This window comes from Nocardia uniformis NBRC 13702 (assembly GCF_001613345.1).
Lineage (GTDB): Bacteria > Actinomycetota > Actinomycetes > Mycobacteriales > Mycobacteriaceae > Nocardia > Nocardia uniformis.
In genome coordinates this window covers 30333-52051 of sequence record NZ_BDCE01000116.1, presented here as the reverse complement: position 1 = coordinate 52051, position 21719 = coordinate 30333, and the positions used below count along the sequence as shown (strand labels likewise).

General features: G+C 67.1%; 24 protein-coding genes. 13 read left to right on the top strand and 11 right to left on the bottom strand.

What is annotated here, in order from left to right; all coding sequences use genetic code 11:
• The coding region (locus NU1_RS38085; RefSeq protein ID WP_218027876.1) for a hypothetical protein at positions 1 to 367 on the top strand (367 nt) is incomplete at its 5' end.
• A 118-nt stretch (positions 368 to 485) separates the two neighbouring features.
• Here NU1_RS38085 and NU1_RS38080 read toward each other — a convergent pair.
• Positions 486 to 1151 carry a response regulator transcription factor gene (locus NU1_RS38080; RefSeq protein ID WP_067529107.1) on the bottom strand — a complete coding sequence of 222 codons (666 nt, stop codon included), beginning with the start codon at positions 1149 to 1151 and terminating at the stop codon, positions 486 to 488.
• On the bottom strand, positions 1148 to 2317 hold the full coding sequence (locus tag NU1_RS38075; RefSeq protein ID WP_067529106.1) for a sensor histidine kinase: 1170 nt from the start codon (positions 2315 to 2317) through the stop codon (positions 1148 to 1150). Before NU1_RS38075 ends, NU1_RS38080 begins: the two co-directional genes overlap by 4 nt.
• Positions 2318 to 2471: 154 nt before the next feature.
• On the opposite strand from NU1_RS38075, the gene NU1_RS38070 reads away from it, so the two are divergent.
• Entirely contained in the window at positions 2472 to 2876 is a 405-nt protein-coding gene (locus NU1_RS38070) for a hypothetical protein (RefSeq protein ID WP_067529118.1), read from the top strand.
• Between the two features lie 13 nt (positions 2877 to 2889).
• Positions 2890 to 3423: a hypothetical protein gene (locus tag NU1_RS38065; protein WP_067529105.1), complete on the top strand. Its 534-nt coding sequence runs from the start codon at positions 2890 to 2892 to the stop codon at positions 3421 to 3423.
• Positions 3424 to 3486: 63 nt separating this feature from the next.
• Here the strand turns inward: NU1_RS38065 and NU1_RS38060 are convergent, their stop codons facing one another.
• Positions 3487 to 5007, bottom strand: a complete 1521-nt coding sequence (locus NU1_RS38060) for an MFS transporter (RefSeq protein WP_067529117.1) — start codon at positions 5005 to 5007, stop codon at positions 3487 to 3489.
• Between the two features lie 107 nt (positions 5008 to 5114).
• On the opposite strand from NU1_RS38060, the gene NU1_RS38055 reads away from it, so the two are divergent.
• Positions 5115 to 5795, top strand: coding sequence for a TetR/AcrR family transcriptional regulator (locus tag NU1_RS38055; protein WP_067529104.1), 681 nt, complete (start codon positions 5115 to 5117; stop codon positions 5793 to 5795).
• 96 nt (positions 5796 to 5891) lie between these two features.
• A complete protein-coding gene (locus NU1_RS38050; RefSeq protein ID WP_067529103.1) occupies positions 5892 to 6665 on the top strand; it encodes a VOC family protein in 774 nt (257 codons plus the stop codon).
• Positions 6666 to 6670: 5 nt separating this feature from the next.
• On the opposite strand, the gene NU1_RS38045 is transcribed toward NU1_RS38050, so the two are convergent.
• The 8 genes from NU1_RS38045 to NU1_RS38010 form a co-directional block, all read right to left on the bottom strand.
• Positions 6671 to 7078, bottom strand: a complete 408-nt coding sequence (locus NU1_RS38045; protein ID WP_067529102.1) for a YchJ family protein — start codon at positions 7076 to 7078, stop codon at positions 6671 to 6673.
• A gap of 4 nt (positions 7079 to 7082) precedes the next feature.
• Complete coding sequence (locus tag NU1_RS38040; protein ID WP_067529101.1) at positions 7083 to 7748, bottom strand: O-methyltransferase; 666 nt, start codon at positions 7746 to 7748, stop codon at positions 7083 to 7085.
• A 27-nt stretch (positions 7749 to 7775) separates the two neighbouring features.
• Complete coding sequence (locus tag NU1_RS38035; protein WP_067529100.1) at positions 7776 to 9515, bottom strand: urease subunit alpha; 1740 nt, start codon at positions 9513 to 9515, stop codon at positions 7776 to 7778.
• On the bottom strand, positions 9512 to 9823 hold the full coding sequence (locus tag NU1_RS38030) for an urease subunit beta (protein WP_067529099.1): 312 nt from the start codon (positions 9821 to 9823) through the stop codon (positions 9512 to 9514). The genes NU1_RS38035 and NU1_RS38030 overlap by 4 nt, the downstream gene beginning before the upstream one ends.
• An 8-nt stretch (positions 9824 to 9831) precedes the next feature.
• The gene (locus NU1_RS38025; protein WP_067529098.1) at positions 9832 to 10134 is read right to left on the bottom strand and encodes an urease subunit gamma; all 303 of its coding nucleotides are present in this window, start codon (positions 10132 to 10134) and stop codon (positions 9832 to 9834) included.
• Positions 10135 to 10213: 79 nt separating this feature from the next.
• On the bottom strand, positions 10214 to 10660 hold the full coding sequence (locus tag NU1_RS38020; RefSeq protein WP_067529097.1) for a PaaI family thioesterase: 447 nt from the start codon (positions 10658 to 10660) through the stop codon (positions 10214 to 10216).
• Positions 10661 to 10822: 162 nt separating this feature from the next.
• Entirely contained in the window at positions 10823 to 12127 is a 1305-nt protein-coding gene (locus tag NU1_RS38015) for a family 2 encapsulin nanocompartment cargo protein terpene cyclase (protein WP_212762292.1), read from the bottom strand.
• 454 nt (positions 12128 to 12581) lie between these two features.
• Positions 12582 to 13289: a hypothetical protein gene (locus tag NU1_RS38010; RefSeq protein ID WP_067529096.1), complete on the bottom strand. Its 708-nt coding sequence runs from the start codon at positions 13287 to 13289 to the stop codon at positions 12582 to 12584.
• A gap of 104 nt (positions 13290 to 13393) precedes the next feature.
• Between NU1_RS38010 and NU1_RS38005 the strand changes: the two genes are divergently transcribed.
• The 8 genes from NU1_RS38005 to NU1_RS37970 all read left to right on the top strand — a co-directional run bounded on the left by NU1_RS38005 (position 13394) and on the right by NU1_RS37970 (position 21556).
• Complete coding sequence (locus NU1_RS38005; protein WP_067529095.1) at positions 13394 to 14431, top strand: FecCD family ABC transporter permease; 1038 nt, start codon at positions 13394 to 13396, stop codon at positions 14429 to 14431.
• A complete protein-coding gene (locus NU1_RS38000; protein WP_245720501.1) occupies positions 14428 to 15540 on the top strand; it encodes a FecCD family ABC transporter permease in 1113 nt (370 codons plus the stop codon). Before NU1_RS38005 ends, NU1_RS38000 begins: the two co-directional genes overlap by 4 nt.
• Complete coding sequence (locus NU1_RS37995; RefSeq protein WP_067529094.1) at positions 15537 to 16388, top strand: ABC transporter ATP-binding protein; 852 nt, start codon at positions 15537 to 15539, stop codon at positions 16386 to 16388. The genes NU1_RS38000 and NU1_RS37995 overlap by 4 nt, the downstream gene beginning before the upstream one ends.
• A gap of 80 nt (positions 16389 to 16468) precedes the next feature.
• Positions 16469 to 16873, top strand: coding sequence for a BlaI/MecI/CopY family transcriptional regulator (locus NU1_RS37990; protein ID WP_067529093.1), 405 nt, complete (start codon positions 16469 to 16471; stop codon positions 16871 to 16873).
• Positions 16874 to 16923: 50 nt separating this feature from the next.
• Positions 16924 to 17865 (top strand): M56 family metallopeptidase, encoded by a 942-nt coding sequence (locus NU1_RS37985; RefSeq protein ID WP_067529092.1) that lies wholly within the window; start codon positions 16924 to 16926, stop codon positions 17863 to 17865.
• Positions 17866 to 18058: 193 nt separating this feature from the next.
• Positions 18059 to 19570: a DEAD/DEAH box helicase gene (locus tag NU1_RS37980; protein ID WP_084522183.1), complete on the top strand. Its 1512-nt coding sequence runs from the start codon at positions 18059 to 18061 to the stop codon at positions 19568 to 19570.
• 92 nt (positions 19571 to 19662) lie between these two features.
• Positions 19663 to 20016 carry a RidA family protein gene (locus NU1_RS37975; RefSeq protein ID WP_212762293.1) on the top strand — a complete coding sequence of 118 codons (354 nt, stop codon included), beginning with the start codon at positions 19663 to 19665 and terminating at the stop codon, positions 20014 to 20016.
• 103 nt (positions 20017 to 20119) lie between these two features.
• Entirely contained in the window at positions 20120 to 21556 is a 1437-nt protein-coding gene (locus NU1_RS37970; protein WP_067529089.1) for a GuaB1 family IMP dehydrogenase-related protein, read from the top strand.
• Positions 21557 to 21719: the final 163 nt, after the last annotated feature.

Here is a 21719-nt window from a genome sequence, read left to right as displayed (position 1 = left end):
GGGTACGACCATGCGTCATCAACCCCAGTTGCACACCGTCGGCATCATGATCGTTGGCGCACTCGCCCTCGGCATGCTGGCCGGTTGTGGTTCCGACGAACAGAGCGCCCCCGTGAAGCAGGCATCGGAGACCACGTGTGCCGAGTTCACGCGGATGAGCGAGTCGGACAAGCTCGATGTAGTTGAGCAGGCCGTAGAGGGTAAACCGGGTTGGCAGGTCAAGTCGACGGACGGTGACGGACCGTCGATGGCGTTGCGGGCGGCCGTGACGATGGCCAAGACGAACTGCGGCCAGCCCGATGCTGCCGAGAAGACCGTCGCAGATTCGGTGCACGTACCGCGGACAGCCACGGCACCGACTCCGTAGCGGCACGGCCGAACGAAAACAGCACGCACGCAGTACCGTCGGCGGCCCGGGCTTCAAAGATCTTGACGTCGAAGGCATTTCGCTTGATCGAATGGCCACGCAGTAGGTGGTCAACGCACTATGTCGGGTTGGTGCCGGGTGTGATCAGGCCGGACTCGTATGCGAGCACGACGAGTTGCGAGCGGTCTCTGGCATGCAGGGTGGCCAGCAGTCGGCTGACATAGGTGCGGGCGGTGGCGGGGCTGATGTGCAGGCTCGCGCCGATCTCGGTATTGCTCTCGCCCAAGCCGACTCGGATGAGAACATCACGTTCACGTGCGGTGAGCCCGGCGACGATCTCGGGTCGGAGCGACCCGGTATCGCGGGCTACGCGGTCGAGGACGGTGCGTGTGACGGAGGGGGACAGCAGGGCCTCGCCCGCGGCGACGGTGCGGATGGCCGCGCGCAGACCCTCGGGGCTGATGTCTTTGAGCAGGTATCCGGCGGCCCCGGCCCGGATGGCACCGAAAATATTGTCGTCCTCGTCGAAGGTGGTCAGAACCACCACCCGTACCCCGGACAGTGCGGGATCGGAGACGATCTGGCGAGTCGCCTCGAGACCGTCCAAGACCGGCATCCGAATATCCATCAGCACCACATCGGGCAGATGCCTGCGCACCGCGGCGACCCCGTCGCGGCCGGTGACCGCCTCGGCGACGACCACGATGTCACCGTCCCGCTCGGCCATGGGCCGCAGGCCGGTGCGGACGAGTTCCTGGTCGTCCACCGTCACCACGCGGATCATTCGGGCACCGCGATCGGGATACGGGCGTCGACGAGGAAGCCGGCCCGGCCGCGGCTGCCCGCGGTGAGTGTTCCGCCGAGCAGGCGTACCCGTTCTCGCATGCCTGCGATACCGTGTCCGTGCTCCGCGCCCGCGTGAGGTACCGCTGTCGTGCCGTTATCGCTGACCGTCACCCGGAGCATGCCGTCCCCGATCGCGGCGGTGATGGTCGCCTCGGTGGCATCGGCATGGCGGACAACATTGGTGATTGCCTCCTGCACAATGCGATACGCGGTGGCGTCGACCGCGGGCGGCAACCGGTCGACGGGGGCGGTCAGCTCGCACGTCACGTCGATTCCCACACCTCGTGCCTGCGCCACCAGCGCGGGCACCCCGGCCAGCGACAGCACATCGTGCGTGGCGCTCTCCTCGCCGCGCAGTAGCCGGACCATGGACCGAACGTCACGCAGCGACCGCGCGCTGGTGTCGCGAATATTGTCGACCGCCGTCCGCGCCTGCCGGTCGTCGTGGCCGATGGCCTCGGCGGCGACACCGGCCTGTAGCGAGATCACCGACATCGCGTGGCCGATCGTGTCGTGCAGGTCCCGCGACATTCCCTCCCGTTCACCACGGACGCGCAACTCGGCCTGCCGTGCCGACTGCTCCGCGGTCAGACGCGTGATCTCGGCCTGCTGAGCCATGCGGACCCGCCGAGAGCGCACCGCGGAACCGAGCGCGATCGCGGTCACGATGACGGCTCCGTTCGGGACTCCTTCGTACCCGGCCAGATACGCGGCGGACTCGCCCTCGTGGATCCGGAATCCGAATGACCACGTGAGCACGAACGCACCGGTCAGGGCCGCGGTCCACATCGCACCCGCGTCGGCGGCGGCGAACAGCGCGGCAGCCAGCGGCACCGCCACCCCGAGCGGCGGGTAGCCCAGGGCGTGGTATCCGAATATCCCGGCCACCGTGGCGGCGAGCAGCGGGAGCGGGAATCGGCGACGCCACAGCATCAGCGCACCGAAACCCGCGGCGAACAGGTACGCGACCGGGTCCGCGGCGCGCTGACCGCCCTGTCCCAGCGCGATAATGAACGCGAGCGCCAACGTCACGGCCCCGCCGAGCAGCAGGTCGAGTAGCCACGGCGGCACCTCGTCCCGCCGTCCCCGCGCCCATGCCGTCATCCCACAATCCTACGAACCGCCGCTGTGCCGCCGCGTCCCCCCGAAGGCGATACCGGATGTCGCTTCTCGACGTATCCCGGCAGCGACAACAACCGATTTCGGTCGAGAGCGCAGCCGGATGTGTGGCCGGGTCGCGCTCCATAACGTCCTCGGCATGAATACTTCGACCGTCTCACCGAAGACCTTGCATTGGCCACTGATTCTCGGCCTCGGCACGCTGGCGCTGATTCGCCCCCTGAGCCGCATTATCGAAAACCGGGCGAATGCCGATCTCTCGCCACAACTTCCGATCGCGATGACACTCGGTATCACCGTGGTCTGGATCGCCGCGGTCGCCTACGCGCGAGTCCGCCAACCGGTGCTGACCCTTATCTGTGCCGGACTGACCTACGGGGTGCTCGCGATCGTGCTGAGCGCGATCGGCTCACTGGTCATGAGCGGGCGCCTCGAAGGCCCGCTGGCCACACCGATCGCCATCGCCCCCGTGCTGCTCGTGAACGCGATCTGGGGACTGTTCGCGGGCGTGATCGCGCTCGTGATCGCGCGAGCACGAGGCTGAGGGAGGAGACACTGTGAAGAACTACACCATCTCATCGGTGACACTCGGGATATACGCCGTCGTCGCCTTTTTCGTATTCTCGGTCGCCGCCATGGAAACATTGCTGCTGTACCCCAATATCTTCCGCGATGTTCCCGAGTCGCTGGCGCTGACCGAGGAATTCATGAGTGTGGTCGCGGTCGGGGATGTGATGCGTCCACTCGGGGGCGTCATGATGATTTCCGCACTGTTCGCCACCGTGGTGTCGATCCGGTACCGCATTGCGCGACGGTGGCTGCTCGGTTCACTGGCGGCCTTGGTGAGCGGCCAGTTCCTGCTCTCGATCGGCTACCAGTGGCCACGCGCCTCGATCCTGTTCGATGACCGGGGCCGGTACGCGCTGGCCGAGATCGAACGCGCCGCCAGTGAATTCCTGATCGGCCAGTACTTCAGGATCGCGGCCGCGGGTCTGGCCGCGTTGTTCGCCGTCATCGCGGCACTGAAGACCTACCGGGCCGCAACGCTGGCCGCTGCGGGGGCGGATGCCGACAATGGCATTCCGGATTGATCATCGCGATGTCCGCCGCGTCAGGCCTACCACCTGACGCGGCGGACACCGGACATCGATCGCTCAGTGCGCTGCGGTACCGGACTCCGACAGAGCCTGCGAGCCGACTTCGACCTCGGATCCGCGCTTGGCCAGCGCCGCGACAATCGCCATGACGAACAGCAGCGCCGCACCCGCCACCACCGCGGCGTGCAACCCGTTCACGAATGCCGCACGCGCCGCCTCGATCAGCGCCGTATCGTCCCCGGCCCGGGTAATGGTCTCCCCGAGCGTGGGCGCGAAATCCCCGCCCGACCGGAATACCAAGGCCGCCAGCGAACCCAGCAGTGCCAAACCCAGTCCGTTGCCGAGTTCGAAACTCGTTTCGGAGATTCCGACCGCCGATCCGGCCCGCTCCGACGGCACCGATGACACCGCCACCTCCGACACCAGCGTGAACACAATGCCGAGGCCCGCGCCCGCGACCACCGAACCGGCAATGTACCAGGCGATTCCGCCGTCGACGCCGACCCCGAGCAGCAGCAGGTTGCCCACGGCCGCCGCGGTCAGTGCCGTCACGAAGGCGGTGCGCACACCCAGCCACTGGCCGATTCGGCCGCCGCCCATGGCGGTCGCGAAGACCACGACCGCCATCGGGATGCCCAGTAGCGCGGCCTGCAGGGCGTCACGTCCGGTGACGGACTGTAGATACATGCTGGTCAGATAGCTCATACCAGCGAGTGCGAACATGCCGACGGTGCTGGATCCGACGGCGACCGAGAACAGTCCCCGCCGGAACAACCCCAGATCGAGCAGTGGTTCGTCCAATCGACGCTGCCGCTGAATGAACGCGATCAACAGCAGCACACCGGCCACACCGAGGCCGACCGAATAGGCGTCCACGCCCTCGGCCGCGAAATGCTTGACGGCATAGACGACGGGCAGAATGCCGCCGATGGACAGCGCCACGCTCGGCAGATCAATGGGCCCGCGACCCGCCGACTTGTGTTCGGGCAGCAGCAGCGGCCCGAAGACCAGCAGCACCAACACCACCGGTGCGTTGATCAGGAAGACCGAGCCCCACGAGAAGTGGTGCAGCAGCACGCCACCGATAATCGGCCCCACGGCCGATCCGCCCGCGAAGAACGCGGTCCACACACCGATGGCGGTGGCGCGATCACGTTCGCGCGGAAAGAGACTGGAGATGAGTGCGAGGCTGGAGGGCAGCAGTGTCGCGCCGCCGATACCCATGAGCGCACGCGCCGCGATGAGCACCTCGGCGCTCGGCGCGAAAGCGGCCACCGTGGAGGCGATTCCGAATATCGCGGCACCCGCCAGCAGGATATTGCGTCGTCCGATACGGTCACCGACATTGCCCATGGTGATGAGCAGTCCCGCGATCATGAAACCGTAGATATCGAGAATCCACAGCTGTTCGGTCGCCGACGGATCGATATCCGCGGTCAGCGTCGGCATCGCCAGATACAGCACCGACATATCCATCGATACCAACAGCACGGGCAGAATCAGTACGGCGAGGCCGAGCCAGGCGTGCCGAGGTGCGGAGCTTCGCGGCGCGTTCGGACGCGCGACAGTGCCGGTCATTTCCATATCCTTCGGTGCTTGAATCGAATCGAGGCCGCGCGTACGGCGTACGCGACGGCCGAGTACAGTGTACGCATCCCGGTAGGGGAAAGAAAGCGAGTCGTCCCATGACCGAGGCCAAGCTCACTCGGAACGCCATTGTCGAGGCGGCCATCACACTGGCCGACGAGTCCGGGCTCGAAGCCCTCTCCATGCGCCGTATCGCCGACCGCATGGGCGTGGGCGCGATGTCGCTGTACCGGCATATCCCCAATAAGGACGCGCTGCTGGCCGCCATGACCGATGAGGTCGCGCGCCGCAAACCGTATCCAGATCCAGCAGGTCGGGGTTGGACGTGGCGCGATCGGGTACGGATTGCCGGACAGGTCGATTGGGAGCTGTACCAACAGCATCCATGGGTGCTGTTCACCTTCTCGGTGCCGCGCTACAACTTCGGCGAGCACAGCTTGATCTGCCTGAACTGGCTGGTGGCGGGCTTCACCGAATTCGGTATCGACAGCCGTGCGGCCACCCGCATGTCACTGGCGGTGTGGAGCTATATCAACGGCGTCGCACTGCAGCAGGTCAGCGTGACAATGCTCGCCGGCAAAGACTCCGAGTTGGAACAGCAGTCCGGGCTGGCCGCTCTCCTCGAGGGCACTCCGCACTGGCCGACACCGTCGGCGCTGACCCCACTCGTCGGAACGGGAGCGCTCGACCTGATCGATCCGGTGCGCATGCTCGAGACCGGACTCGAGGCCCTCTGCGACGGTTTCGCGGCGCGACACAGCTCGCTGCGGGTCGATTAGTTTCCGCTGCGTGCATCGTCTGAACTCTTGCAGCGGGTGCAGCTTTGCGTGAGTTGCGCCCGGGCGTCAACCGTCCCGTTCGACGAGGAGATGACTATGCCCTTCGCCCCCGGCGTGCCCTGCTGGTTCGACGTCACCGCTCCCGATATCCCCGCCACCGCCGATTTCTATCGCGGCCTGTTCGACTGGACCGCCGAGAACACCGGTCCGGACAGCGGCCACTACACCGTGTTGAAGCAGGATGGCGCGCAGGTGGCCGGTATCGCCTCCACCACCAACCCGGATGGCTCCACGAAACCGGCTGTCTGGCTGCCCTATTTCGCGGTCGAGAACGCGCCCGCCACCGCTGCCGCCGCCCAGGGCGCGGGCGCCACCGTCTTCGTCGAACCCACCGACGTGTTCGGCCAATTGGAATTCGGCATCCTCGCCGATCCGGATGGGGCGGCCTACGGAATCTGTCACCTGAAGTCCCATCCAGGCACCGAACGCTGGGGCGCGGTGGGCAATCCGTGCTGGGTGGAGTACTCGGCCACCGGCGCACCCGCCGACTCGATGGCCCATTACGCCAAGGTGCTCGGCTGGACGTACCGCAATGCGGCGTGGGAGACCGCCACCGTCAACCCGTACCAGGCGCTGTCGGTGGGTGCGGGTGACGAGTTCGGGGGTGCGCACACCGCCCAACCCGGCGAACCGGCCCCGTTCTGGGCCATGACCATTCACGTCACCGATGCCGACGAGACGGCCGCGCGTGCGGTGCGGCTCGGCGGCAGCGTTGTGCAGGAGCCGCAGGACCTGCCCGGCCCCTCACGCGTGGGTGTGCTCGCCGACCCCGCCGGAGCCACCTTCGGGGTCATGGCTTTCGGCGGCTGACCGGCTTACCCGATATCCCCGTCGAGGTAGACCCAGGCCCCGTCGTGGCGGCGAAAACGGCTGTTCTCGTGCAATGAACCCGGCTGTCCGTGCGCACGGTAGTGCGCACGGAACTCCACGGTCCCCTCGGTGTGGAACGGCCCGCCACCGGTCGACCCGATGACGTCGAGTGTCTCCCACCGCATTCCGGGATCGAACCCCACATCGGCGGGCCGGGTCTGGGGGTCCCAGCTGCGCAGCAGATACGCCTCGTCCTGTACGGCGAAGGCGCTGAATCGCGAGCGCATCAGTTGCTCGGCGGTTTTGGCCTGCACCTCGCCCCGATGTAGCCGTCCGCAGCACTCGTCGTAGGGCGCGGGCAGTCCGCAGGGGCAGTCCTCGGGAATCGGGTCGGACTTGCGGTGCTTGGCCATGGGCTCAATTGTCGCCGAGTACGACGGCGTAAGCGAAACCGTCCCATCCCTTGCCGCCGACGGTTTGCAGAACGGTTGCGTCGAGTCGCGGTTCGGCGGCGAACAGGTCGATGACATCGCGGCTGGCGCGCGCCGCCGGGTCGGTCGAATCCGCGTCGGCGACAGCGCCATCGCGCACCACGTTGTCGACAATGATCACCGAACCTGGCCGGGTCAGCCGCAGCGCCCACCGCACATAGTTCGAGTTGTTGACCTTGTCGGCGTCGATGAACACCAGATCGAAGGGCTCCGGGTGTTCCTGCGCCAGCACCGGCAGGTTATCGAGGGCCGCGCCGACGCGGATCTCGACGCGCTCGCCGACACCCGCGCGGTCCAGATTCTCTCGCGCCACCCGGGCGTGTTCCGGTTCGTATTCGAACGTGACGACCTGCCCCTCCTTGCCGACGGCGCGAGCCAGCGCGATGGTGCTGTACCCGCCGAGGGTGCCGATCTCCAGCGCCCGCCGGGCCCGAATCGACATTGCGAGCAGCGACAGGAATTTGCCCTGTGGCGGGGAGACATCGATGGCGGGCAGTCCAGCGGCCGCATTGGCCTCCAGTACGCCCGAATCCTGGTCTCCCACCAGGGTGTCCACCAGGTAACGATCGACTTCGGCCCAGTCTGCGGTCATCTTCGCAGTCTGCCACTCGAGATCGAATCAGAACAGGAAGTACCGCTGCGCCATGGGCAGTTCCGTGGCAGGTTCCTCCGCCCACACCTCACCGTCGATGCGCACGGTGAAGGTATCCGGGTCGACATCGATACGCGGCATGGCCTCGTTGTTCGGCAGATCCGCCTTGGTCCGCCGCCGAACATTGGCGACGGGCACCAACTTTCGGTTGACTCGCAACCGATCCGCCAGTCCGTCCTCGATGGCCTGTTCGGAGACGAAGTGCAGTGAGGTTCCCGCCGTGACACTCGGCGCGGCCCCGAACATGGGCCGCGGCAGTACCGGCTGCGGGGTCGGGATGGAGGCATTGGCGTCGCCCATGGCGGCCCAGGCGATGGTCCCGCCCTTGAGCACGGCATGCGGGCGGATGCCGAAGAAGGCGGGCTCCCACAGCACCAGGTCGGCCAGTTTGCCCACCTCGATGGACCCGATCTCGTGGTCGAGGCCGTGGGTAACCGCCGGGCAGATGGTGTATTTCGCGATATAGCGGCGCACCCGGTTGTTGTCGGCCGCACCGTCACCGGGGAGGGCGCCCCGGCGACGCTTCATGACGTGCGCGGTCTGCCAGGTGCGCATGACCACCTCACCGATCCGTCCCATGGCCTGCGCGTCACTGCCGATCATGGAGATCGCGCCCAGATCGTGCAGCAGATCCTCGGCGGCGATGGTCGACGGCCGGATCCGGCTCTCCGCGAAGGCCAGATCCTCCGGAATCGACGGGCTCAGGTGATGGCAGACCATGAGCATGTCGAGATGTTCGTCGAGGGTGTTGACGGTGTGTGGTCGCGTCGGATTGGTCGAGGAGGGCATCACATTGAGATGTGAAGCGACGGTGATGATGTCGGGTGCGTGCCCGCCGCCCGCGCCCTCGGTGTGATAGGAGTGGATGGCCCGCCCGGCAATGGCCTCGAGGGTGTCCTCCACGAACCCGGCCTCGTTCAGGGTGTCCGAGTGCAGGGCCACCTGCACACCGGAGGCATCGGCCACGGTGAGGCAGGCGTCGATGGCGGCCGGTGTGGTCCCCCAGTCCTCGTGCAGTTTGAATCCGCCCGCGCCGCCCCGCAATTGCTCCCACATGGCCTCGGGCCGCACGGTATTACCCTTGCCGAGGAGCAGGATGTTCACCGGCCAGGCGTCGGTGGCCTCCAGCATGCGCGCCAGATGCCAGGAGCCGGGCGTGACGGTGGTGGCCTTGGAGCCCTCGGCCGGTCCGGTACCGCCGCCGACGAGCGTGGTGATACCGCCACCCATGGCCTCTTCGAGGATTTGCGGGCAGATGAAGTGCACGTGGCAGTCGATCGCGCCCGCGGTGACAATGCGGCCGTTGCCCGCGATGATCTCCGTCGACGGCCCCACCACCAGATCGGGATGCACCCCGCTCATGGTCTCCGGATTACCGGCCTTGCCGATCGCGGAGATCCGCCCGTCGCGAATACCGATATCGGCCTTGATAATTCCCCAGTAGTCGACAATGACCACGCCGGTGATGACGGTGTCCGGGGTGCCCTCCGCACGGGTGGCGCGGCCCTGGCCCATGGATTCGCGCAACACCTTACCGCCGCCGAAAACGGCCTCCTCACCGGCGAGTCCGGGTCCGCCACTGCGGTCCTCGGTGATCTCGATGAGGAGATCGGTGTCGGCCAGGCGAATTCGGTCGCCGACGGTGGGCCCGAACAGTTGGGCGTAGCGGGCCCGCGAAAGTCGAGCACCGGAGAGTTCGTCCGTCATTCGTCCAGCTTTCCGGGTGGGGTGAGGCTGATTCCGTGCACTTCGCGGGTCCCGCCCAGGGGTACGAGCGAAATGCGCTGGCCCAGACCGGGTTCGAAACGCACCGCGGTACCGGCCGGAATATCGAGGCGGCGACCGTGCGCGGCGTCGCGATCGAACTCCAGCGCCGCATTGGCCTGCGGGAAGTGCACGTGACTGCCGACCTGAACGGGGCGGTCACCGGTGTTCACCACATCGACTTCGATGCGATCGGCACCCGGGTTGAGCTCGATAGTGCCCTCGGCACAGAGGAATTCGCCTGGAATCATGATGCGTCTCAGCCGATCGGGTGGTGGACGGTGACGAGCTTGGTGCCGTCAGGGAAGGTCGCCTCCACCTGCACGTCGTGAATCATCTCCGGAATACCGTCCATGACATCGTCGCGACCGAGCACCGTCCGCCCCGACGCCATCAGCTCGGCGACGCTGCGCCCGTCGCGCGCGCCTTCGAGCACGTGATCGGTAATGAGCGCGATCGCCTCGGGATGATTGAGTTTGAGTCCGCGCGCCTGTCGCCTACGGGCCAACTCGGCCGCATAGCTCAACAGCAGGCGTTCCTGCTCGTGCGGCGACAGTCGCATACGGGCTCCTCACCGAGGTCTTGGGCGGGTCGTCGGTCATTCTGGCACGACCCGCGTTACCTCAATGTTTCGTCCGTGATCAGGTCGGATTTGCCAGGTTCTGCAACCGCACCTGGCCGCGCGCCACCGTGCGATCCCGCTCATCGGTGATCACGACGACCCACAGCTGCTGCGAGCGTCCGCGGTGAATCGGCGTCGCCTCCGCGCGCAGCTTGCCTTCGCGTACCGCGCGCAGGAAGTCGGTGTTGTTATTGACGCCGACAACGGTGCCCTTGCCATCCAGCCACGCGGTGGCGGCCACACTGGCGAGCGTTTCGATGACCGTGCAGTACACGCCGCCGTTCACAATGCCCGCGGGCTGGAACTGCTGCGGTGTGACCACCCATTCGGCGGCGACCCGGTCGGCGGTGAGTTCGGTGAACTTCAGCCCGATCAGGTCGGTGAAGGTGCCCTCGCTGAATTTGGTCATCAGCTCGGGCGTCACATCGGCCATCGAGCGGATCGATGAGAAGTCTTGCTGCGTCATGGCAACCACAGTGGCATGAGCGCTACAGATACGAAGCGGCGGGCTCCCGATTTCTCGGGAGCCCGCCGCGGCATTGGGTCGGGGATCTCGGCAGCCCTCCGGATACTCGCTCAACCCTAGCGCCGATCTCAGTGTAGGTCAGGCTTACCTAACAAGCAAGCGCTACCGGTACCGAGGGTTGGTGTTGTGCCATTCGAAGGAGCCACCCATCCAATTGCGAAGGCCGTGCAGGTACAGCTGCAGTTCCGGGGATGGGATCGCTTGCAGGGAGCGGTGCTCGGCTTCGAACTCGCGGACCATGCGATTGTGCAGGTCCACGACGATCTCGGTGGCGTGGGCTATCGAGCAACCACGATCCGCCGCTACCTGCAGCACCATATTGCACACCGGGTTCTCGTCGGCGAGATCCTTCTTCACCGAGACCAGGTCGTTGATGAGGACAGCGGCGGTGCCGGCTCGGAATGCGGCCTGCCGCACGCGGTCCTCGTAGAAGAGGTTCGCGGGAACCTCGTAGCCGGCGACCGGATCGATCAGGGTCATGGACGTGTAGAACGTGTCGTGCTGGCGGGCGGCGAGATACTCCCAGGCCGTGGGCATTTGCCCGGTGTGACGCCAGGCGGCGTAGGCGGTCCAGGACACGAACATCGAGAAGGTCGCGTAGCAGGCGCGCTGCACCTGACCGGGGCTGGCGTGGTCGCGAAGATTCGAAACGGCGGACACGAACGCGCGCAGTACCTTGTCGGTGCGGAGCATCTCATCGAGCGGCGCACTGAATTCACCGGCGTCGGGCAGCCGGTCCAGGGCCGCCATGGCCAGGGTCAGGCGCTGCGGCAATCGTGTCGGGTCCGCGCCCAGTGCCGAATCGTCGGCGTAGTAGTCGTCGGCCATCCACCACGCGGTGTTCATCTGGGCGGCGACCAGCAGGCGATCGGGATCGTCGGAATCGGTGTGCGTCAACATGACCAGACGCCCGTATCCGGTCTTCCGCAACTTGTCGAGTTCCTCGGCGGTGAAATCGATCGACTCCGCCCAGTCGCTGAGGCGATCGTCGATCTCGTCGGCGAGGTTGTCGTCGACCCGCGCCGCGGGCGGACAGTAGACCGGGGGCGCGGAACCATCGCCCCAGTCGAGTTCGCGATAGGGCTCGAGGTCGGCGGTCAGCCGTCGGACCGGTATGCGAAACGCGCTGTCCCCCAATCGCTTCCCATTAAGCGACGGGTGCGCGAATCTGGTGCTGATCGAAGCGCTGTTGGCGAATTCGCGGACCGAATCATGCTCGGGGACAGCCGAATCCGTCCCCGCGTTCGATGCGTTCACAGCATTGAAGCGCCGTGCGAGGTCGGTGCCGAGTCCGACCGGTCCGTCCAGAATGCGCGGACTGATAGGGGAATCGGTGCCCGAGTCGGTGCCGCCGAACTCGCCGGTCGAGTCATGGCCGAACGTCGAGTCATGGTCGAACATTGTCATCGCGCCTCTCCTGCCGCCAGCAACATCGGGTGGAGCGAAATACGGATCGAGCCCACTTTCGACTATCGAGGCTTTACGCCGCCGCCGCAGAGCTTTTGCGCGATTCTCCCGTCAATACCCGGAGTTACCCGCCCATTTCGGACAGAGCCGCCACATCCAACGGTGTGCGGGCCGAGCTCCGGGTTCGCCGATTCCCGGGGTTCCCGTACGCGATCCAACACAGCTCGGACCTACCGCGCATCGCCTTCCCCGCTCTCGCAACGGCTATGGACGTACCCGCCGTGCCCGCGGACGATCCGGCCGTATTCGGCGACATGCCGAAGGAGGCCATGGCCGACCCCGGACCAGACCTCGCCGCCGCCCTTGCGGGCATTGCGTGGTGTCGGACCGTTCTGGCGAACCGATCGCCGGACAGCCCATGTCCGCTATCCGCTCGTACCGCAGCACGCTCGGTCTACCTGACCGCGCAGGCCCGGCGCACCGGAAGACCGCGCTCCTCCAGCGCCAGCAGCAGCGCCTGGCCGCGACCCGCACCCACCGCGGACGAGGTATTCGCCAAAGCCGGAACATAGGTCGCCGCACCGGTTATCGATTCACCGACGAGAGCCCAGAAGCGTCGCGCGCTCAGTCCGGCGCAGCGGGCCATCGCCTGCTGGATGAGCCCGAGCGACGATTCACAGCGATGCGCCAGCCACACGTACAGCGCCTGCTCACACGGCAGGGCCACCACACCCGGTTCGCCGTCGAGTCCATCGCCCTCGACCACCCGAACCGTGGTGTCGGCCAATCCGGCCCAGTCGATACCGCCGTCGTTGTCGGTGTGGATCCAGAGGTTTTCCAGACCCGGATCCCAGGCCCGCCCCTCGGAGACGAGTAGCGCCACCGCCCGGCCGACGACCGCGTGAATGAGCGCGGTGGCGACGACCTCCGCGGCGATCTCGGAATTGGTCATCTCGGCGGCGTGCCGCCGGTACATGAGTTCGATCCGGCCCTCACGTATGCCGTCACGAAGCCGCCACCACCGCCGCTTGCCTTGGTCGGCCATGGCCGCGACGGCGTAGACGCGCGGATGTTCCGGTTGCAGGGCGCGCAGCCGAGCGCAGGCCCGCTCGAAGACGAGCTGGGAATCGCGCAGTGGGCACACGGTTACGGGTTCGGGCACTCGAACCTCCTCCTCGGTGGCTTGAAAGGCCGGATCGGAAAGATAGGTTAGGCTTACCAGACTTACAGAGCAATATATGTATGCGTCAGGAGTAGTTCGTCGCCGTGCCCGCCCCAGTCACCACCAGACGTAGACGTCTGGCCGGACTTCTCCTATTGGTCGCGATTTTGCTTATCGCCGTGGCCGCCAGCATTGCCATCGGTTCGCGGATGCTGCCGCTGGGCACCGTCTACGACGCACTCACCTGTCCCGGCGGGTGGCCGCTGAGTTGCCCATCGGAATCGGCGGGTGAACAGATCGTCCGCGAATTGCGGCTACCGCGAACCGGACTCGCGATCATTACCGGACTGGCACTCGGCGTGGCAGGCGCGCTCATCCAGGGCTTCACCCGAAATCCCCTCGCGGACGCCGGATTGCTGGGCCTCAACGCGGGCGCCGCCTTCCTCGCCGCACTGAGCATCTACCTGTTCGGATTCACCTCACCCTCGCAGTACGTCTGGTTCGCCTTCGCGGGCTCGGCCATCGCCGGCGTGGTGGTCTTCGGGGTATCGGCCATCGGCGGCGGCAAAGCCAGCCCCCTGAGCCTGGTACTGGCGGGTGCGGCCATGACCGCACTGCTCACCGCGCTGACCAATACCGTGGTACTCTTGGACGCCAGCGCGCTCGACACCTATCGGCACTGGGTCGTGGGCAATGTGGCCGGACACGATGCGGCGGTATTCCAGCAGGTCCTACCGTTCCTGCTGATCGGCGCGGTGCTGTCGCTGGCCGCCACACCCGGCCTCAATGTGCTCAGCCTCGGCGATGATGTGGCGCGCGGACTGGGCGTGAACCTCACCCGCAGTCGCGCAATCGGATTGGCGGCCGTGGTTCTTCTCACAGGCGCCGCCACCGCCGCGGTCGGACCCATCGCCTTCATCGGCCTGATGGTCCCGCATATCGCGCGTACCATCACCGGACCCGACAATCGTTGGCTCGTCCCCTATTCCGGCCTGCTCGGCGCGATAGCGCTACTCCTCGCCGATATCATCGGACGCGTGATCGCCCGGCCCACCGAACTGCAGGCCGGGGTGATGTTGGCCGCCCTGGGCGCACCGTTCTTCGTCTACCTGGTGCGCCGTCGGAAGTTGGTCAGCCTGTGAGCATTTCCACTCCCACTCCCGCGCCCGACACCGAACCGACGACACTGCGCCGCATACGTCCGCCGCTGCGAATCGGCGGCTTCTCGGTGGTACTGCGAATGCGCATGCTGCTCATCGTCATCGCGCTCATCGTCATCGCGCTGGTGCTGTTCGCACTGGATATCGCCGTCGGCGAATACCAGCTTCCGGTGGACCGGGTGCTGGACGTACTCGCCGGGGGCGGCTCGCGCGCACAGCGATTCATCATTCTGGAGAACCGGCTGCCCCGCGCGCTGACCGCCGTGGTGGTCGGCGCGGCCCTCGGATTGGCCGGCGCGATCGCCCAGTCGATCCTGCACAATCCCCTCGCCAGCCCGGATCTGCTCGGCATCACCTCCGGTGCCAGTCTCGGCGCGGTCGCGGTGATCACGCTGACCGGCAGCGCCGGGACCGCCGCCGCTATCGGGGTGCCACTGGCGGCGCTGTGCGGCGGCCTGCTGACCGCGGTGCTGCTGTATCTGCTCGCCTGGGGCCGCACCGGTCCCGGCGAGAGCGGTGTCATGGGATTTCGCCTGATACTCGTCGGCATCGGAGTCAATGCCGCCCTGCTGTCGGGAGTGAGCTGGCTGCTCGCCCGCGCCACCCTCACCGATGCCGGGCACGCACAGTTGTGGATTACCGGCTCGCTCAATCAATCCGATTGGTCCACGCTGATTCCCGCCGCCATCGGCCTCGCGGTCGCGGTGGCGGTGGCCGCCACCGCCGCGCACAGCCTCGCCGCCCTGCGTTTCGGCGCCGACACCACCCGCATCCTGGGCGTGCGCATCCAGACCCAGCAGGGGCTGCTGCTCGCCGCCGCCTTCGGTGCGGCCGCACTGGCCACCGCCGCCGTCGGCCCGCTCGGTTTCATCGGCTTGGCCGCCCCGCAGATCGCGCGACGACTGCTGCGCTCCCCCGGCGAACCGCTCATCGCCTCCGCGCTGACGGGCGCGGTGCTGGTGCTCGGCGCGGATCTGGCCGCCCGCACCGTCTTTCCCGTCGATCTGCCGGTGGGCGTGGTGACCGCCGCCTTCGGTGGACCATTCCTGCTCTACTTACTTGTGCGCGCCAACCGGAAGGCAACCCTGTGACCCTCACTGCCGACCCCCGCACCGCCGAACAGCACCGGCTCTCCGCCGATAGCGTCACCCTCGGCTACGGCGACCGCGTCATTGTCGATGGGCTGTCGATCGATATCCAGACCGGTGTGATCACCACCGTCATCGGACCGAACGGGTGCGGTAAATCCACCCTGCTGCGCTCCCTCGGACGGCTGCTGCGCCCGCGCTCGGGTCAGGTGCTGCTCGATGGAAAAGCCATCGCGGCCATGAAGACTCGTGATGTGGCGCGCGTGGTGGGCATGCTCCCGCAAACACCGGTCGCCCCCGAGGGCCTCACCGTCGCCGATCTCGTCGCGCGCGGGCGCCACCCGCACCAGTCCTGGCTGCGGCAGTGGTCCGCCGATGACGAAACCGAAGTCGCCGCCGCGCTCGATCAGACCGGCATCGCCGACCTCGCCGACCGCACCCTCGACGAACTCTCCGGCGGCCAGCGCCAACGTGCCTGGATCTCCATGGCCCTGGCACAGGGCACCGATATTCTGCTGCTCGACGAGCCCACCACCTATTTGGATCTCGCCCATTCGCTGGAAGTCCTCGACCTGGTGGACCGCCTGCACGCCGATTTCGGCCGTACCGTCGTCATGGTCGTGCACGATCTCAATCTGGCCATCCGCTACAGCGACCAACTCATCGTCATGTGCGCGGGACGCATTGTCGCGCAGGGCCGCCCGGCCGATGTCATCTCCGCCGATCTGCTCCTGGAAGTATTCGGATTGCAGGCGACCGTACTGGAGGATCCGGTATCAGGACGACCCATGATCATCCCCATCGGCACCCGGCACGTACGCGGCTGCGACGCACCCGCCGACCCGATGTGAGACGAATACCACACCAGCTACTTCCGGGTTACGACACCCTGTAGTACGCATTCTTGTCGTTGCCTCCGTAGAATCAGGGGATGGCAGGACTTGGTGAACTCGAGAAAGCGGTCATGGACCAGTTGTGGTCGGCCGATGAACCCCAAACGGTGCGCCAGGTTCACGAGGCCCTCGCACAGCGCCGCGAACTCGCCTACACCACGGTGATGACCGTCCTACAGCGACTGGCCAAGAAAAATCTGGTAGTTCAGCAGCGCGATGATCGCGCGCATCGCTACGCGCCCGTCCACACGCGCGACGAACTCGTCGCCAGTCTGATGTTCGACGCCCTGAAGCAGGCGGACGAAGTCGGCAGCCGCCGGGCGGCGCTGGTGCACTTCGTTGAACACGTCGGGAAGGACGAGGCTGCCGCTCTGCGCGATGCACTCGCTAAGCTCGAAGACAACGAGGCACGCAGGAAGCCGACCGACGACTCGGAAGTCTGATCACTGCACCAGCCTCTGCACCTGGCCCCCACAACGCAGTGAGCTGAGGAATGGACGTAACCGCGCCGGTATTCGCCGGTCTCGCATTGTTCCTGGCGGGACCGGCTCCGGCGCTGCTCAGCCGAGCCACCTGGCCTTATCGAAATCCGCGCGCGGCACTGGTGCTGTGGCAGGCGGTCGCGCTGGCAGCGGTACTGAGTGCCTTCGGATCCGGACTCGCCATCGCCAGTCGGCTGTTGGTCCCCGGTGCCGACGGTCGGCCCACCACCGCGCCGATCGATGAGATCGATGCCCTGGGTCTGCCGCTGTGGCTGGCCTATGTCACCGTTTTCGCGCTGACCCTCATGATCGGCGGCCGTCTCATCTGGTCGGCGATCCGGGTCGGTATCCACACTCGCCGTCGCCGCGCCCGCCATCGCATGCTGGTCGATCTGCTCGATCAGAGCAGCGTGGAACGCAAGTCCGCCGATATCCGCGTACTCGCCGCCACCGAACCCCTCGCCTACTGCCTGCCCGGACTGCGCCAGCGTGTGGTGCTCAGCCAGGGCGCCGTGACAAATCTCTCCGATGAGGAGCTCACCGCCATCGTCAGCCATGAGCGCTCGCACCTGCGGGCCCGCCACGATCTCGTGTTGGAGGCGTTCACCGCCGCGCATGAGGCCTTCCCCCGGGTGGTGCGCTCCAAATCCGCGCTCGACTCGGTGAAACTGCTCATCGAGCTGCTCGCCGACGATTCGGCCGTGAAGGTCACCGGGCCGACTCCGCTGGCTCGTGCCCTGGTGGCCTGCTCGAATTCGGTTGCGCCGCAGGGTGCGCTCTCGGTCGGCGGACCGTCCACGCTGATCCGCATCCAGCGTCTGGCCGGTCCGCTCGGCGGTATCGGCGAAGCCACTGCCGCCTACCTGGCCGCCGCCACGATCCTGGTGGTGCCGACCCTGGCGGTCGCGATTCCGTGGCTCACCGAGCTGCATCGCCTGGTGACGCGTGCCTGAGGCATCCGATCACGCGGGCACCGCGCGCAACGGTGACGAGGCGTCGCGCGCCGGCGCGGCAGACGAGACCTCGACGGGGGCCACACCGGCGAACGAGGCTTCAGTGCGCGAGAATTCGGCGAATGTCGCACCGGTGAGCGCGGATCGAGCGCATACCGTGCCCGCACAGGGCGAATTGAAGGCGGCGGTCGTGATGCGGCCGCTGGAGTTCTCCGACCTCGGCTTGGCGCCGGTCCTGCTGCATGCGCTGCGGCGCGGCGGTATCGACAAGCCGTTCCCCATTCAGGCCGCGGTCATTCCGGATATTCTCGCCGGTCGCGATGTCCTGGGCCGCGCCGCAACGGGTTCCGGTAAGACGCTCGCCTTCGGCATTCCCATGCTGGTCCGGCTCTCCGGTGCGCCCGCCGTACCGAAGCGGCCGCGCGGCGTGATCCTCGCACCCACCCGCGAACTGGCCCATCAGATCGAATCCGCCCTCGACGAACCCGCGCTGTCGCAAGGTGTTCGCGTCGCCTCCGTGGTGGGCGGGTTGCCGATCAAACGCCAGGAGGAGCGACTCGCCCGTGGCGTGGATCTGCTCATCGCCACACCTGGCCGCCTCACCGATCTCATCGGACGCAAGGCCATCGACCTGTCCGACGTGCGGGTCATTACCGTGGACGAGGCCGACCATATGGCCGATCTGGGCTTCATCCCCCAGCTCACCGCGGTGTTGAACCGGGTGCCCGAGGAGGCCCAGAAGCTGCTGTTCTCAGCCACTCTCGACGAGGCTGTGGACGCCCTGGTGCAACGTTATCTGCGTGCTCCGGTGCAGCACACGGTCACCACCGCCGTACCGGACTCCACCGCAGCCGACGACTCGGCCAGGGCGACAACCGGTGCAGCGGCCGCCGCCGACAGCGTGAGCGACAGCGCTGCCGATCCCGCGGCCTCCAATGCCGTTTCCACCGCCGCCCGTGCCGATTCCGGTGCCACCGTGACCGATTCCGGTGCCGCACAGTCGGAATCGGCGGCCGACAAAGGTCATGCCGCCGAATCCGGCCCCGCCATCACCCACTACGGCCTGCTTGTACGCCGCAGTGACAAACATGCCGTGGTCACCGAAATCGCCGCCCGACAGGGCCGCACCCTGCTGTTCGTCCGCACCCAGTACGGCGTCGAGAAAATGGCCCGCCGCCTGCGCGAAGCGGGCGTAGCCGCGGTCGCCCTGCACGGTGGCAAGGTGCAGAACCAGCGCACCCGCACCCTCGCCGCCTTCACCGAAGGCACCGCACCGGTCCTGGTCGCCACCGATATCGCGGCCCGCGGCATTCACGTCGACGACGTCTCCCTCGTCGTCCACGTGGACCCGCCCGCCGACCACAAGGACTATGTCCACCGCGCCGGCCGTACCGCCCGCGCGGGCGCGACCGGTACGGTCGTCACCATCGTCACTCCCGACGCCCGCCAGGACTGGACCGAATTGGTCGCCCGCGCAGGCGTTTCCGTCACCGATGTCGAGGTCCGCCCCGGCGACCGCCGCCTCACCGACATCACCGGCGCGCGCCGACCCTCGGGCCATCCGGTGCCCGACCCGACAGCTGTCGCACCGCACTCGGATTCCGCCGAACCCCGAAAGCCCCGCACCCCCAACGACCCCTGGGGGCGCATCGCCGCAAAGCAGGCACAGCAGTCACGGCCCCGCCGCCGCGCTCGCGGAAGGTAGGCGTCGGCGAGTACTCGCGATTCCAGGTACCTCACCCCGATTCGGTCTTACGATGGCCAGTCGTGGAAAGGCATACGCACGATCCTGATTCAGTGCCCGCAGCGATCGGCGGATACACCAACGGTCTCGAGGTGCTCGGAGCCCAACGCCTGCTGTTCGTCAGCGGACAGATCCCCGAGGACAGCACCGGTTCCGTACCCACCGATCCCGAAGCACAGTGCCGGATCATCTGGGCAAATATTCTGGCAACTCTGGCGGATGCGGGCATGACCGCCCCGAACATCGTCAAGGTGACCACCTACCTGAGCGACCGCGCCGTGGCCGAGGTCAACACGAAAGTCCGCGCGGAGATCCTCGGCGACCACCGACCCGCGCTGACGGTCGTGCTCGCCGGGATCTTCGACCCGAAGTGGCTACTCGAGATCGAGGTCATCGCCGCGGACTGACGTGGTCCCCCGACATCGACGCCGTCGAGGTCGGCCCACGATCGATCCCACACGCCGCCCCGGTTGCCCGCACACTCCCAGCATTCGGCTACCATGGCAAAACGTGCAGTTTCTTCCTGGGGATAATCCTCCCTATGACCTGACCTACGACGACGTCTTCCTCGTCCCCAGCCGGACGGATGTGACGTCGCGTTTCGATGTCGACCTGTCCAGCAGTGACGGGACCGGCACCACCATTCCGATTGTCGTCGCGAATATGACCGCCGTCTCCGGCCGCCGGATGGCCGAGACCGTGGCCCGCCGCGGCGGCATCGTGGTGCTGCCGCAGGATCTGCCGATCCCGGCCGCCGCCGAGACCATCGCCTTCGTGAAGAGCCGCTCGCTCACCGCCGATACGCCGGTCACCCTCGACCCGGAGCAGTCGGTATCCGATGCGCTGGCGCTCATTCACAAGCGCGCCCACGGCGCGGTCGTGGTGGTCGAGAACGGTAAGCCGGTCGGGGTGGTGACCGAGGCGGCGTGCGGCGATGTCGACCGGTTCGCCCGCCTCAGTACCGTCGCCGATACCGACTTCGTCACCGCCGCGGCCGATACCTCGCCGCGCGAGATCTTCGACCTGCTGCACGCCGGACATCGCGATATCGCGGTACTGGTGAACGGTGACGGCACCCTCGCGGGCATCATGACCCGCACCGGAGCCATTCGCACGGGTATCTACCAGCCCGCCGTCGACGCGCAGGGACAGCTGCGAATCGCCGCCGCCGTCGGTATCAACGGTGATATCCCCGCCAAGGCCAAGGCCCTCGTCGACGCCGGTGCCGATGTGCTGGTCATGGATACCGCGCACGGCCACCAGAACAAGATGATCGAGGCGCTGCGCTCGGTCGCCGCCCTGGATCTCGGCGTGCCCCTGGTGGCGGGCAATGTCGTCTCCGCCGCCGGTACCCGCGACCTCATCGAGGCCGGTGCCGACATCATCAAGGTCGGGGTGGGTCCCGGTGCCATGTGCACCACCCGCATGATGACCGGTGTGGGCCGCCCGCAGCTCTCCGCTGTGGCCGAATGTACCGCCGCCGCCAAGGAATTCGGTAAGCACGTGTGGGCCGACGGTGGCGTCCGGCATCCGCGCGACGTGGCACTGGCCCTCGCGGTCGGCGCGTCCAATGTCATGGTCGGCTCCTGGTTCGCGGGCACCTACGAGTCGCCCGGCGACCTGCGCGTCGACCGCGACGGCAACCGCTACAAGGAGAGCTTCGGCATGGCGTCCAAGCGCGCCGTCGCCGCGCGTACCGCCACCGACAGCGCCTTCGACCGCGCTCGCAAGGCCCTGTTCGAGGAGGGCATCTCCTCCTCGCGCATGCGCCTCGATCCCGAACGTCCGGGTGTCGAGGACCTCCTCGATCACATCACCTCCGGTGTGCGCAGCTCCTGCACCTACGCGGGTGCGCGCAACCTGGGCGAATTCCACGAGCGCGCCATTCTGGGTGTGCAGTCGGCCGCCGGTTTCGCCGAAGGCCGCCCGCTGCCGTCCGGCTGGTAACCACCCACCCGGTAGGAAACCCGCATCGCACCACCCGGCGGACCCGAGCACTTGCGCGGGACCGCCGGGTTTCGCGCGTCCGACGCGCTGGCCCGCCTCTGCTGCCGGTAGCATGGGCTTGCCGGATCCGAGGCGCGATCGATCTCGCGAACCGGCTCCGACA